The following is a 14,419-nucleotide window of genomic DNA, read 5'->3' as shown; positions in this document are numbered from 1 at the left end:
TGAAATTTTCAATTGAGAAGACCGCATTCTAAAACGCTTGTTGTTGTGTTTTAAAAATTCCCAATAGCTTGCTTCAAATTTCTGAAAAAAGTCATCAATGATGCAGAAGAAATATGTAAAATCGAACATGGTGGCTGAAGGTGTAGGTTGTGTGGTAACTCCCTAATGGTTTTCAGCCACCTTTTTTTCAAGTTAATTTCTTATCCGCGATTCAGGTTAAATAGTTATATTTAAGTACAAAAATGAATTTAAAAATTGTGATTTTGATCACACTTTCTTGTGGTTATTTGTTATTATAATGAAAAGTTTTCTAAATAATAAAATTTTGTTATGAAAAAGATATTGATTCTACTCATCATTTTTGCCGTGCTAGGACTCGGATATTGGGTTTATCAGGATGCAGAAATGAAAAAAAAGAAAGAGGTTAATCAGGTAATTCATGAGGCCTATCAGTCACTCAATATTGTAGACACTCATCCTTATAATTTTATTTCTAGCCCTGATATTGAAGTCATTCCAGTTCACCCTTCCGCTCACTTTATTGCTAAATCAAGTGAACTTTAATTGTTAAATCTGGATTGATAAATTTACAACAATAGATATCTTATTGAATTTTATTGAATAATAAATTTTAGAAACAATAAAAAATCATTGTGCTATAATTTGCCGCAACCATAATTGAATCATTATATTTATTTTACAAGTATATGATTTATTTGAATCAAGTAGAGCTGCATAACATTTATGCAGCTTTTTTGTTTTACAATTTTTGTCATCTGGTTTTATTTTGGCACCAATGAAAAGTTGTTCAATATATTTTTTTTCAAATTAAATGTGGCATATCAATTGCTTAGACCCCTATAAAATTAATGATGATTCAATTTCACGGATCATTAATTTTATAGCGTGCTGACGGCATAAAGTTTACTTACCGGGGTAAAGTCATGACGACTCCTAATCCATCTTCAGAGAATATGCTTGAACGCTTATTTAAATTAAGCGAAAACAAAACCAGTTTTCGTACAGAAGTTCTTGCTGGTGTAACCACTTTCCTAACGATGTGTTACATCATTATTGTTAATCCAATGATTTTGTCCGAAACAGGCATGGATCATGGGGCTGTTTTTGTCGCCACCTGTCTGGCAGCTGCAATCGGCTGTTTGGTGATGGGACTTGTTGCAAATTATCCAATTGCACTCGCACCGGGTATGGGGCTGAATGCATACTTTACCTATTCAGTGTGTATGGGTATGGGCGTGCCTTGGCAAACAGCATTGGCTGCTGTGTTTGTATCGGGTTTGATCTTCATTGCGATCAGCATGTTTAAAATTCGTGAAGCCATTGTCAATGCGATTCCAATGTCATTAAAACTGGCGATTGGTGGTGGTATTGGTATGTTTCTGGCACTGGTTGCTTTAAAAAATGCCGGTATCATTGTAGATAATCCTGCAACCTTGGTGGGCTTGGGTGATTTAAAACAACCTTCGGTACTGCTGGCTTTGCTCGGTTTCTTAATGGTTGTGGTGATGCACCAGTTTAAGGTACGTGGTGCAATTATTATCAGTATTTTAGTCATTACCGCTATTGCTACGGCATTGGGTTATAACCAGTTTCAAGGCGTGGTTGGTCAGATCCCATCTATTGCCCCAACATTCCTGCAAATGGACTTCCAAGGCTTGTTCACTGCTAGCTTGGTGGGTGTTATCTTTGTGTTCTTTCTGGTCGATTTGTTTGACTCAACAGGGACATTGGTGGGTGTATCGCATCGTGCAGGTTTATTGAAAGATGGCAAATTGCCACGTTTGAAAAAAGCACTTTTTGCAGATTCAACTGCAATTGTTGCAGGTGCGGCTTTAGGTACATCTTCAACCACGCCTTATATTGAATCCTCTGCTGGTGTTGCTGCTGGTGGTCGTACAGGTCTAACAGCTGTAGTAGTTGGCATTATGTTCTTGCTGTGCCTGTTTTTAGCTCCTCTTGCACAGTCTGTGCCAAGTTTTGCTACGGCACCTGCATTGTTATTTGTGGGTGTATTGATGATTCAGGGTATCGTCCATATTGACTGGGATGATATCACTGAGGCGGTACCTGCCTTTTTGACCATTGTGTTTATGCCTTTTGCCTACTCAATTGCAGATGGTATTGCGATGGGTTTTATCAGCTATGCGTTAATTAAGCTATTCACAGGTAAGGCGAAAACTGTTCCATATATGGTATGGATTATTGCTGCACTTTGGGCATTGAAATTTGCTGCATTTGGTGGCTAGTTCACCAAATTCACATGAGGGTGTAAATTCCGTTTGCACCCTTTTTTATTTTTTAAAAAAAGTTTTATAAGGATAAGATATGAACCAACTTGAGCTTATTCAAGCGCTGCCAAAAGCAGAGTTACACGTACATATTGAAGGGACTTTTGAGCCTGAACTAATGTTCGCCATTGCTCAACGTAACCATATTGATATTCCGTATAAATCTGTCGATGAAGTGAAACAGGCCTACAACTTCCATAATTTACAGTCGTTCCTCGATATTTATTATGCGGGTGCAAATGTTTTAGTGCTTGAACAAGACTTTTATGATCTGGCGATGGCGTATTTTGAAAAATGTGCTGCCGATAAAGTCGTGCATACAGAAATGTTCTTCGATCCGCAAACCCATACCGATCGTGGTGTGGCATTTGCAACCGTGATCAATGGTTTGCAACACGCCTGTGATGATGCAAAAGCCAAATTTGGCATTACATCGCATTTAATTATGTGTTTCTTGCGTCATTTAAGTGAAGAAGCGGCATTTGAAATCTTAGAACAAGCTTTACCCTTTAAAGATCAGATTATTGCGGTAGGTCTGGATTCAAGTGAAGTAGGGCATCCGCCTGCAAAATTTGAACGTGTATTTGCAAAAGTGCGTAAAGAAGGCTTTTTGGTGGTGGCACATGCCGGTGAAGAAGGTCCTGCAGATTATGTTTGGGAAGCTTTGGACTTGCTAAAAGTAAATCGCGTGGATCACGGGGTACGCTCAGAAGAAGATCCTAAACTGATGCAACGTTTAATTGCGGAAAAAATGCCATTAACTGTATGTCCTTTAAGTAATTTAAAGCTCTGTGTAGTGGATAATATGGCACAGCACAATATCCGGCGTTTATTGCAACAAGGCGCGCATGTGACTGTAAATTCAGATGATCCATCGTATTTTGGTGGATATATGAATGATAATTTTATTGCGATCGCGGAAGCCTTGGATCTGTCTAATGATGAACTGAAACAATTGGCTAAAAACTCATTTGAAGCGTCATTTATTACCGAGGCTGAAAAGCAAAAATGGTCACAACAGATTGATGCCTTGGTCTAATTTATTCATTTGAAAATGCTTTTAAATTGAGCAGATTTATTTATTAAGCTGCTCAATTATTGTCTAATCAATATTGCGTATGAAGAGCTGAGTTTAATTTTGAAAAAGAGTCTTTGTTGGATAGCGGTTATTGCTTTACTGGTGGGTTCTATGTCTATTTTTGCGATGAATAAAAACTCTAATTTAACCCAGAAAATGTTAAAACCTGTGGTTGAACAAGGTTGTAAAATTGAATTAAATGATTCAAAGATTTGGCAATCTACTGCCTTGTTTATGAGTTCAGAACGTCAAAGTTCGGTGCAAAAACAAATCTGTGGTTGTGTGAGTGATCATGCGCTGAAAGATGTGTCTGTGCAAGACTTGGCGCGGGCATCGCTCAGTGAAGATGCTAAAAATAGTCTGATTCAGCACGCAGTATTAAATAGTATTAAGGGTTGTGCTCAAGAAGCTTTGAAGTAAGTTTCAAACAAGAAAAAGCCGTATCTGTGTATAAATGGATGCGGCTTTTTTTATTAGACTTTATGGGACTATTTTTCTTGCCGAGTCATACTGCGTAAGACATGATCTTGGTCTATAAAATGATGTTTTAAAGCAGTGATATGTCCTAGCATGAGAAAACCTGCAAACCCTGATAAATAAATATGAACAGGTTTAATAATGGCTAAAAGTTAAGAGTTATCTTGAACCAGGCGCGGGATTTCAAATAAATACAAAACAGGTGCAGGATGTCCAGCACTCCAGCTAAACAAACAGACGCTAATGGGTAATGCCAGCAACATCAAATATAAAGCCAAATGTCCAAGATATGCCAAGATTTTCATGAATGGTGATATCGTATCTGGCAGGGCTGGAACGGGGTGGGTATAACGCCAAAACAGATGAATCAAGAGCAGGGATATAATCGTAGTCGCTATGTTCTTATGCAAGCTGATGACTTGACCTTTAAAGCTGCCATCAACATCGTAGCTTAAAAAAATTCCGCTATAAAAACCAATCAACCATGGGGCAATGAAAATAACCGCCATCAGCCAATGCAGCATCTGTGCTGTATGGCTATAGTATTGTGAAGTGCTTGTTATGTTAGGGCAGTATGTAATTTATAAGTCTAAGTAGGCTAATCAAATCGTATATTCTAAAAAAACGTGAATATGGAACGAAGCGTACAATTTTTGCAACGCTACGGTATTGTTTTGCACAGACAATATGCATCTAGAAAATTCATTTGAAATATCGATTTATTCTAGGGGAAAGTTTCGGCAGAATAGGCCCAACAGATTTTATAACAAAGGATTAAACTGTGAAAAAATTAATTGCTGTGCTTGCACCTTTAACTTTAGTTCTTAGCGCATGTGTATCAACTGGCACAACTACAGGTACAACGGGTGCAACAGGTACGCAATCGGCAACCCAGCAACTCGGTACTGCGGCACTTAAAATTGCCATCAATGCAAAATGTACAACTGAATTGAATAATATTGCTGCATGGCAAACGGCCACTAAATTGATGACTGCAACTCAAAAGCAAAATATTCAGTCTGAAATTTGTGGATGTGTAAGTGAAAAAGCGCCACAAAGCGTCACAGCAGTAGATTTGGCCACAGCAGCGATTGATCCGGCAGCACGTACTACAATTGTTTCAAATGCAGTCACTAAAACAATTAATGCCTGTGTCGCTGAAGCAGTACAATAATCATTAATGAAATTAATAAATAGGCTGACTTGTTCAGCCTCTTTTTTTTGTAGGTAGACAGGTTATGAAAATTGCTGGTGCAGATGAAGCGGGACGGGGTCCACTTGTAGGTTCAGTGGTTGCAGCTGCGGTCATTTTAGATCCCAATAATCCGATTGAAGGCTTAAATGACTCTAAAAAGCTCACTGAAAAAAAACGTGAAAAGCTATTTGTAGAAATACAGGAAAAAGCCTTGGCTTGGGCCATTGCTGAAGCGAGTCATGAAGAAATTGACGAGATCAATATTCTTCAAGCATCATTGTTGGCGATGCGCCGCGCTGTAGAGGCTTTAAATATTCAACCTGAGCATGTGCGGGTCGATGGCAATAAAGTCCCGCAGGGCTTAATGATGAGCTGTGATGCAGTGGTAGGCGGTGATGCCATCCATGCAGAAATTTCAGCTGCCAGTATTTTGGCGAAAGTCACGCGCGATCATCAAATGGTCGAATTGGATCTGCAATATCCACAATTTGGATTTGCGAAACACAAGGGTTATCCAACCAAAGCCCATTTTGAAGCAATTGCAGAACATGGTGTTATTGATCAGCATCGTCGCAGTTATGCGCCAGTCAAAAAAGCTTTGGCTTTGCTTGAACAAAGCTAAAATGAATAGCCAGATAAATTTAAAGCGGCTTATATAAGCCGCTTTAGGAGAAAACATTTAATCTGTTATCGATTAAAGTCATTCTGGGTATTCGGGGGGAAATTATCTTCCTCAAAAGAAGGTTGATAATCTTGATCGATATGCTGAAGATGTTCATGCATTGCACGTTCATGCTGGATACGCTGATAAATTTCTTCACGGTGCACAGAAACTTCTTTCGGAGCATTGACCCCGATGCGTACCTGATTACCTTTTACACCAAGTACAGTTACGCTGACTTGGTCTCCAATCATTAAAGTTTCCCCGACGCGTCGAGTCAAAATCAGCATGTTTCTCTCCTTGCAAAATGCAAAACCTGCAATTTATTAAATATAAAATAAAAAACAACCAAAAATTAACATCTAGATAGAAATTCTATCATCTGTGTGAAAGATTTTACTCTATCGCAGCTTTTAAAAATTTTCAGGCTTTAATATAACAGAGCAACTATAAAAAAAACTATAGCGGCTCTGTTTTTTTCTACTTTTTTAAAAACTGTCTAACAATGGCAATTCCTACCATGTTTTCCGATATTATGCACGTACGCTTGATTCACCATGCTCACGGTCTAAACCGAAAGCAGTATGAAGCGTGCGTACAGCAAGCTCTAAATAATTTTCTTCGATGATCACGGAAATTTTGATTTCTGAAGTGGAGATCATCAAAATATTAATACCTTCTTCAGCAAGGGCCGTGAACATTTTGCTTGCCACACCTGCATGTGAACGCATACCTACACCCACAATCGATACTTTTACGATATCAGAACGGGTAGCCACTTCACGTGCACCAATTTTTTTCGCGGTATCTTCAAGAATTGTTTTAGCTTTGGCTAATTCACTACGGTTCACCGTGAAAGTGAAATCAGTGGTACCATCTTCTTCAACGTTCTGGATAATCATATCCACTTCAACGTTAGCATCACCAATTGGACACAAGATTTTAGCTGCAATACCTGGTTCATCAGGCACACCTAGAATCGTTAATTTTGCTTCGTCACGGTTAAATGCGATACCAGAGATAATTGGCTGTTCCATGTTGTCTTCCAATTCAGTAGTAATAAGAGTGCCGACGTTTTGTTTAAAGTTTTCGTCAAATGCGCCATCATCGTCATTATCAAAACTGGATAATACACGTAAAGGCACTTGGTATTTACCAGCAAATTCAACTGAACGAATTTGAAGAACTTTAGAACCCAAAGATGCCATTTCAAGCATTTCTTCAAAAGAAATACGATCAACTTTTTTTGCTTTAGGGGCAACACGCGGGTCGGTGGTATAAACACCGTCCACATCTGTGTAAATCTGGCATTCATCTGCTTTGAGTGCAGCTGCAAGTGCAACACCAGAAGTATCCGAACCGCCACGGCCTAAAGTGGTGGTATTGCCTTGTTCGTCAAAGCCCTGAAAGCCAGCAACAACCAGTACACGACCTGCGTCTAAATTTTCAGTTAAAACATCAGTATCAATTGCTTCAATACGTGCTTTAGTGAATGCGCTATCTGTTTTAATGCCAACCTGGCGACCAGTGAGCGACTTTGCTTCAACACCAATAGAGTTAAGTGCCATCGCTAACATAGAAATCGTAACCTGCTCACCTGTAGAGACCATCTGGTCAAGTTCACGTGGATCAGGGGTTTCGGTAATGGCCTTCGCTAAAGCAAGCAGACGATTGGTTTCGCCACTCATTGCTGAAACCACCACTACAACCTTGTGGCCGTGGTCATGCCAGCGCTTTACACGACGAGCAACATTTAAAATGCGCTCGGGAGTACCCATAGAGGTACCGCCATATTTTTGAACGATTAATGCCATAGTTGTTCCATAAAAGCCATGACCCTGATGTACCTATCAGGGTCCATTACACAAAAAGTGAAGTCTTATTTTGCCTCAAGCCAAGCAGTTAAACCTGCCATGACTGGTGCAAACTTCTCGTTAAGTGGCGCGCCACCTTGTGCCAAGTCAGGTTTCCCACCACCTTTACCACCGAGTTCGGTTGCCAAGTGTTTGATGATGTCACCTGCTTTAATGTTTGCAGTAAAATCTTTTGCTACAGATGCAAGCAGGCTAACTTTATCGCCCTCTACACCTGCAAGCACGATCACTGCATTTTCTAATTTTGATTTCACACCGTCATGCAGGTTACGAAGTGATTTCGCATCCATGTTTTGTACAGTGGTAATCAGTGTCGGACGACCTGCAACAGTTTGAACCTGACTTAAAAGTTCGCCGGCTTGCAAGCTTGCAAGTTTTTGATTCAGTTGCTCAATTTGTTTTTGCAACTGATGTGCAGTGTCTACTACAGCTTCAACTTTTTCAACTGTTTGATGATTCTGCGCTTTTAATAAGCCATTGATGTATTGAACATCACGATCGACTTTCTGCACGACTTCAACAGCTTTAGTGCCGGTTACTGCTTCAATACGACGAACACCTGCTGCAACGCCACCTTCAGAAGTTATTTTGAATAGCCCGATGTCACCGGTACGTTTTACATGAATGCCACCACATAGCTCGATTGAGAAATTTTTCTCGTCAATCACCGAACCCATAGACAGTACGCGTACTTCATCACCATATTTCTCGCCGAACAGCATCATTGCGCCCTTGGCTTTGGCAGACTCGATATCCAGAAGCTCGGTAGACACAGCAGTATTAGCAATTACTTCAGCATTTACTAAGCGTTCTACTTGTTGAAGTTGTTCAAAAGTAACCGGTTGGTCGTTGGCAAAGTCAAAACGTAAAATATCTGATGCAACCAGCGAACCTTTTTGTTGCACATGTGAACCCAAGACTTGACGTAGAGCAGCATGTAAAAGGTGAGTCGCAGAGTGGTTACGCGCAGTTGCAGCACGGATATCTGCTTTTACAATGGCTTCCACCTTTTGTGCAGCCTTTAGGCTACCCATGGTCACGATACCTTGGTGAATGAAAGCACCACCAGATTTTTTGGTATCTTGAACTTCGAAAATACCGGTATCATTTTTGAAGATACCTGTATCACCAATCTGACCACCGCTTTCGGCATAGAAAGGGGTCTGGTTTAGAACGATCAGTGCTTCATCACCTTCAACCACTTCGTCAACTTGCTCGCCATCTTTATAGATCGCGATAATTTGACCTTCACCTGCAGTTGCATCGTAACCTTCAAATTGTGTTTCGCCTTCAACTTTCACAACGCTGTTATAATCGATTGCGAATTTGCCTGCTTCACGAGCACGTTGACGTTGTGCAGCCATTTCCACTTCAAAGCCTGCTTCGTCAATCGTTAAGCCACGTTCACGTGCGATGTCGGCAGTTAAGTCAGTCGGGAAGCCATAAGTGTCGTACAGTTTGAATACTGTTTCGCCCGGAATCACATTGCCTTTTAAGTGAGCCAATTCACCTTCAAGCAATTTCAAACCTTGCTCTAAAGTTTTTGCAAACTGTTCTTCTTCTTTAAGCAATAACGCTTCAATACGTGATTGTTGTGCTGCAAGTTCAGGGTAAGCTTCGCCCATCACGGCAATTAAAGGTTGCAACATTTTATAGAAAAATGAACCGGTCGCACCTAATTTGTTCCCATGACGAACGGCACGGCGAATGATACGACGTAGTACATAACCACGACCTTCATTTGAAGGATTTACACCGTCCGCAATCAGGAAGCAGCATGAACGTGCATGATCCGCTACAACTTTTAAAGATGCAGGGTATTCAACCGGTTTGTTATTTGCAGCGGCTTCAGCATCAATAGCAGTAGTATCCATGCCAATGATTTCTGCAGCTGATTTAAGCAAGTTTTGGAACAAGTCAATTTCGTAGTTTGAGTTTACATGCTGTAAAACTGCAGAAATACGTTCCAAGCCCATACCTGTATCAACAGAAGGAGCGGGAAGCGGGTGCAGTACGCCATCAGCAGTACGATTGAACTGCATGAATACGTTGTTCCAGATTTCGATGAAACGGTCGCCATCCTCTTCAGGTGTACCGGGTAGGCCACCCCAGATGTGCTCCCCATGGTCAAAGAAAATTTCAGAACAAGGACCGCAAGGGCCAGTATCACCCATTGCCCAGAAGTTGTCTGATGCGTATTTTTCGCCCTTGTTATCACCAATGCGGATAATACGGCTGGCATCTAAACCAATTTCTTTGTTCCAGATGTCAAATGCTTCGTCATCGGTATGGTAAACAGTGGCATAGAGTTTATCTTTAGGAAGTGCTAACCATTCATCGCTAGTCAGAAATTCCCAGGCAAATTTGATGGCATCACGTTTAAAGTAATCACCAAATGAAAAGTTACCTAACATTTCAAAGAATGTATGGTGACGTGCTGTATAACCGACGTTATCTAAGTCGTTGTGTTTACCACCAGCACGTACACATTTTTGTGAAGATGTTGCGCGAACATAATCACGTTTTTCCAAACCAAGGAAGCAGTCTTTAAACTGGTTCATCCCGGCATTGGTAAACAATAAAGTCGGGTCATTGGCGGGTACTAGTGAACTCGACGCGACACGTGTATGCCCTTGCGATTCAAAGTAACGCAAAAATGCTTCACGAATTTCAGCTGATGTCATAAAACGAGTACTCACAACCAAGTCACTCCATATTTCGTATTGGCGAGTAGCATATCGAGCATTTTCATGGAAGATGAAGTGCCTCAATACACTGGGCTTAAAATTTTAAAACGCCAAATTATAACGGAAAAAGCCGCATGCACCAATTACTTTCAGGTGAATTAGTGACAATTCTGCGTATTCGATGTTCAGACTTGTTGAGGGAAGTCCAAGGCTTAATTTATAACAGAGAATCGCTATAAAAGTTGAGCAAAAGCTTGAGTGAATATTTTTAGCTTGCTTTTTCTGATGCTGATTTGTGATAAAACCACTGTATAAAGTGCAATAGGATGTTTTTGATGCATTTTATTTGATAAATAGACGCGAAGAAATGGTATCGGTTTTCGATTGAAATCCATTAACATAGACAAGTGTTTACAACTACCCAAGAATTAAGGATATCTGATGCAACGAGTAGCCATTAATGGTTTCGGGCGAATTGGTCGCAATGTATTACGTGCTTGGTTTGAAAATCCGAAGGATTTTCATTTTGACATTGTTGCGATTAATGATGTTGCAGAAGTGGAAACTTTGGTGCATTTATTTAAATACGATACCACCCATGGACGTTTTAAAGGCAAAGTCGAAGTATTATTGGAAAATGAACAGATTTTTTTGCATATTTCAGCAGGTTTGGCGCAGTTAAAAGTACAGGTGTTTGATCAGCCACAACCAGAACAATTGCCTTGGAAGGATTTAAAGGTTGATGTGGTACTTGAATGTACCGGCCTGTTTCGTTCACGTGAAGCCGCAACCCGGCATATTACAGCAGGGGCGAAGCGCGTCATTGTTGGTGCTGCGCCATTTGACAGTGTGGATGCGGCCATTGTGTATGGTGTCAACCATCATGAAGTCAAAGACACGGATCAAATTATTTCCAGCGTATCCTGTACCACGCAAGCATTGGTGCCTTTGGTGAAAATCATTGATGATGCATTTGGAATTGAGACTGCTTTAATGACAGAAATTCATGCGGTGACGGCTGATCAGTCAGTACTGGATCATGCACATCGTGACCTGCGTCGTGCACGGGCTTCCGGACAAAATATTATTCCAACCACATCTTCAGCCTTGGGTGCATTAAAACGTGTGATGCCAAAAATGGAAGACCGGATTGATGGTTATTCAATTCGTGTACCTACCATTAATGTAGCGGCTATCGATTTAACTTTTGTTGCACAATCGCATGTTACAAGGCATAAAATTAATGAACTGTTGATCAAATCGGCACGCCATGATTATGCCGAAATTATGGATGTGACAGATGAACCTCTGGTGTCATCAGACTTTAACCATTCACCTTATTCTTTAATTGTTGATTTAAGCCAGACCATGGTGGTTGGACACCAGGCTAAAGTTTTGGCCTGGTATGACAATGAGTGGGGCTATGCTAACCGTTTGCTGGATTTGTGCGAGTCATTTACTTCCTGAAATAAAGGCACGTATTAGATTTAACGTGCCTTTATTTTAAATTAATACGTTATGGTCGCTATACGGTTATCCTGAAAAAATAAATTCCTTTTAGATCACGATGAAGCGCTAAAAAAACAGAACAAATCTTAATAAATTGATTATAGAAACACCCACGCAATAATGTTCTAATTGTTTTTAATCGATCAATAAATATAAAATTCAACTTGATAAAAATATAATCAAAACGACAAGTTGAAATAATTTTAGGAAAAGGCTGAGCTTGTTTACAGTAATTTTAAATAGATCAAATAAATTGCTTGAATCAAGCTTTTGAAAAATTCACTTCATTAGTTTGCCATGATGTTGAATAATAACTGGATATGAGAAGAGAAGCACAGCTATGTTGATATTTATATGGGGGTTTATTCTCCTTTTAGCCATTGCAGTGATTTTTTTGATTTGGGCACAATTTACCAATCAAAGTGATGTGTTAAGTGAAATGCAAGTGAATCTACAACTCGAAGAAAAAGTGATTCATTTGGAGCAGAACTTGAAAAAAACCTTGGAAATTATGCAGGACTTGGCCAAAAAAATGCACATTCAGCAAGAAGTGCTTGATAAAACTAGCGCTAAACTCAGTCAGGTCGAGTTGCAAAATGCTGAATTGGTGGGGTTGTTGGCAAAGGCAGTCAATACCTCGGAAAAACCATCTATTTAGTTTTATTTTATCAGGATTTAAAGAAGAACAAATTGTTAAATAGCGGCCGATGTCATACTGATCAAAACGTTAAGGCAGTAATGAAAAACGTGAAGCTGCGATGAGGGTAATCACGATTGCCAGCCAAGTTGTCCTTGATAAAATAAGGTGCAATTACACAAATAAACACAGCGGGGATACCCTCTAAAATGCATTTTTGGCGTTCAGTTAAGGTTTTATTTTGTAATACATAGCCTATACACGAGTGGGTTAAGCCGACACTACAATAGAAAGCACTCACAATAAGCATCGCAAAGTGAATCATTGTTCACCTCCAATTAAAAAAAATGCAGATGCGATTCTTGTAATTTCACCTAGGGGTACATACCTTTGTAGTAAATATAAATAAGCCTAAAGAAGCAGCGATTAAATTGACTGGCTAGGTACTTGAACTCCTTTCCATATATTGCAATTACAGCTCTGTAGAATGTAAAAAATGAGATTCCATTGCAGAAAATTAAACAAATCCCTGAATTGCCTTTGGGTTAATAACAAGCAGTTTTAGCCTCATCTTTGAGCGGTGTGAGTGCTTTAGTCGAATTGGGCTATTTTTGTCTGATTAAACAATAAGTATTCCGCCTGTTTTTGTGAAAAAGTCAGGTGCACAGCCAAAACTATCGTGCTAGACTAGGAGAAATCGGGTGTGCTCCCGATTTTTTTATGCGGATAACTTCCGCTCTGACAGAATTTAGGTTTACAACATGCCCATTTCAGAGACATGGTTATTACCTGATGGTGTAGCTGATGTATTACCAGAACAGGCGCAAGTGATTGAAACTTTGCGCCGTGATGCACTAGATTTCCTCACATCTCGAGGTTATCAATTGGTGTACACGCCATTTATCGAATACATCGAATCTCTATCTTCTCTTTCAGAATCGAATCAAGATTTAGACTTAGCCACTTTTAAAGTCATCGACCAGTTATCAGGTCGTTTACTTGGTGTGCGTGCCGATATGACACCACAAGTGGCTCGTATTGATGCGCATGTACATCCAGTTGATGGTGTGGCTCGTTACTGCTATGCAGGAACGGTTTTACATACGAAACCACAAGGGTTTAATACCACACGTGCACCATTGCAATTAGGTGCAGAGCTATTTGGTTCAGACAGTATTGATGCAGATGTCGAAATGGTTGATGTCATGCTAGGCTTAATTGAACAAGCCGGCTTGGCAGACGGTACCCATCTAGATTTAGGGCATGTCGGTTTGTTCCGTAGTTTGGTGAAACATGCAGGTTTGACAAAGGTTGTGGAAAGTCATCTTTCAGACCTTTATCAACGTAAAGCATTACCTGAGCTGGCTGAATTTACCCAAGAATTAAAATTTGGTGCAGATTTTTATACCCTAGGTCGCTATTCAAGTGATATGGATGCATTACAAGCCAATTTAAGTGCTGAAATTTTCGCCGATGAAGCGTTCAAACAAGCCTTCGATGCCTTGAAAACGACACAAATCGAAATTCAGTCACGTTGGCCCAATCTGCATATTGGTATTGATGTTGTAGAATTACGTTCATACCATTATCACACTGGTTTAATGTATGCAGTGTATGCACCAAACCGTGCGGCTCCATTGGCTCAAGGTGGTCGCTATGACGGCATTGGCGAACATTTTGGTCGTGCGCGTCCTGCAACAGGTTTTTCGTGTGACTTATATGCATTAAGCACAGGACAATTTAAAGATTTAAATGTAGTTGTTGCACCGAAGGGTACCAATGCAGATTTGCTTAAAGCAATTTCAAATGCACGTACACAAGGCTTTGGTGTAATTCAATTACTCGGAAATGACAGTTTAAACTCGGTACCGCACGCAACTCACCAATTGGTGAATGTGGCAGGTGAGTGGAAAGTCGAAAAGATTTAATGACGTGAATCGGTTTTAGCTAACCCGTTCAAGTTTTCAATTTTAACAGCATGATGCAATGAGG

At 40.1% G+C, this 14,419-nt stretch carries 12 protein-coding genes and 3 pseudogenes; 9 read left to right on the top strand and 6 right to left on the bottom strand.

Annotation, left to right across the window (positions count from 1 at the left end):
• Positions 1–129 (bottom strand): annotated as a pseudogene (locus ACKI4H_RS01175) (IS982 family transposase); the annotation flags it as partial.
• 276 nt (positions 130–405) lie between these two features.
• Between ACKI4H_RS01175 and ACKI4H_RS01170 the strand changes: the two are divergent.
• The 4 genes from ACKI4H_RS01170 (at position 406) to ACKI4H_RS01155 (ending at position 3,807) form a co-directional block, all read left to right on the top strand.
• Positions 406–564: a hypothetical protein gene (locus ACKI4H_RS01170; RefSeq protein ID WP_407303310.1), complete on the top strand. Its 159-nt coding sequence runs from the start codon at positions 406–408 to the stop codon at positions 562–564.
• Between the two features lie 380 nt (positions 565–944).
• Positions 945–2,267 (top strand): NCS2 family permease, encoded by a 1,323-nt coding sequence (locus ACKI4H_RS01165; protein WP_407303309.1) that lies wholly within the window; start codon positions 945–947, stop codon positions 2,265–2,267.
• A gap of 79 nt (positions 2,268–2,346) precedes the next feature.
• A complete protein-coding gene (locus tag ACKI4H_RS01160) occupies positions 2,347–3,348 on the top strand; it encodes an adenosine deaminase (protein ID WP_407303308.1) in 1,002 nt (333 codons plus the stop codon).
• 150 nt (positions 3,349–3,498) lie between these two features.
• On the top strand, positions 3,499–3,807 hold the full coding sequence (locus tag ACKI4H_RS01155) for a hypothetical protein (protein ID WP_407303307.1): 309 nt from the start codon (positions 3,499–3,501) through the stop codon (positions 3,805–3,807).
• A 68-nt stretch (positions 3,808–3,875) separates the two neighbouring features.
• Here ACKI4H_RS01155 and ACKI4H_RS01150 read toward each other — a convergent pair.
• Positions 3,876–4,427, bottom strand: a pseudogene (locus ACKI4H_RS01150) (cytochrome b).
• Positions 4,428–4,645: 218 nt separating this feature from the next.
• Between ACKI4H_RS01150 and ACKI4H_RS01145 the strand changes: the two are divergent.
• Both ACKI4H_RS01145 and rnhB read left to right on the top strand, forming a co-directional pair.
• Entirely contained in the window at positions 4,646–5,038 is a 393-nt protein-coding gene (locus tag ACKI4H_RS01145; protein WP_407303306.1) for a hypothetical protein, read from the top strand.
• 64 nt (positions 5,039–5,102) lie between these two features.
• Complete coding sequence (gene rnhB / locus ACKI4H_RS01140) at positions 5,103–5,681, top strand: ribonuclease HII (RefSeq protein WP_407303305.1); 579 nt, start codon at positions 5,103–5,105, stop codon at positions 5,679–5,681.
• 65 nt (positions 5,682–5,746) lie between these two features.
• Here rnhB and csrA read toward each other — a convergent pair whose 3' ends face one another.
• From csrA to alaS, 3 genes are all read right to left on the bottom strand, one after another.
• Complete coding sequence (csrA, locus tag ACKI4H_RS01135; RefSeq protein ID WP_407303304.1) at positions 5,747–6,010, bottom strand: carbon storage regulator CsrA; 264 nt, start codon at positions 6,008–6,010, stop codon at positions 5,747–5,749.
• A gap of 243 nt (positions 6,011–6,253) precedes the next feature.
• A complete protein-coding gene (locus tag ACKI4H_RS01130) occupies positions 6,254–7,534 on the bottom strand; it encodes an aspartate kinase (RefSeq protein ID WP_407303303.1) in 1,281 nt (426 codons plus the stop codon).
• 65 nt (positions 7,535–7,599) lie between these two features.
• Positions 7,600–10,293 carry an alanine--tRNA ligase gene (gene alaS / locus ACKI4H_RS01125; RefSeq protein WP_407303302.1) on the bottom strand — a complete coding sequence of 898 codons (2,694 nt, stop codon included), beginning with the start codon at positions 10,291–10,293 and terminating at the stop codon, positions 7,600–7,602.
• A gap of 429 nt (positions 10,294–10,722) precedes the next feature.
• Between alaS and ACKI4H_RS01120 the strand changes: the two genes are divergently transcribed.
• On the top strand, positions 10,723–11,748 hold the full coding sequence (locus ACKI4H_RS01120) for a type I glyceraldehyde-3-phosphate dehydrogenase (RefSeq protein WP_407303300.1): 1,026 nt from the start codon (positions 10,723–10,725) through the stop codon (positions 11,746–11,748).
• 382 nt (positions 11,749–12,130) lie between these two features.
• Complete coding sequence (locus ACKI4H_RS01115; protein ID WP_407303299.1) at positions 12,131–12,448, top strand: hypothetical protein; 318 nt, start codon at positions 12,131–12,133, stop codon at positions 12,446–12,448.
• Positions 12,449–12,483: 35 nt separating this feature from the next.
• On the opposite strand, the pseudogene ACKI4H_RS01110 reads toward ACKI4H_RS01115, so the two are convergent.
• Positions 12,484–12,752 (bottom strand): annotated as a pseudogene (locus ACKI4H_RS01110) (AzlD family protein).
• 436 nt (positions 12,753–13,188) lie between these two features.
• Here ACKI4H_RS01110 and ACKI4H_RS01105 point away from each other — a divergent pair.
• Positions 13,189–14,355: an ATP phosphoribosyltransferase regulatory subunit gene (locus ACKI4H_RS01105; RefSeq protein ID WP_407303297.1), complete on the top strand. Its 1,167-nt coding sequence runs from the start codon at positions 13,189–13,191 to the stop codon at positions 14,353–14,355.
• Positions 14,356–14,419 lie beyond the last annotated feature (64 nt).

The sequence above is a fragment of the Acinetobacter sp. genome, from assembly GCF_045628685.1.
Lineage (GTDB): Bacteria > Pseudomonadota > Gammaproteobacteria > Pseudomonadales > Moraxellaceae > Acinetobacter.
This window is presented reverse-complemented; position numbering and strand designations above follow the sequence as displayed.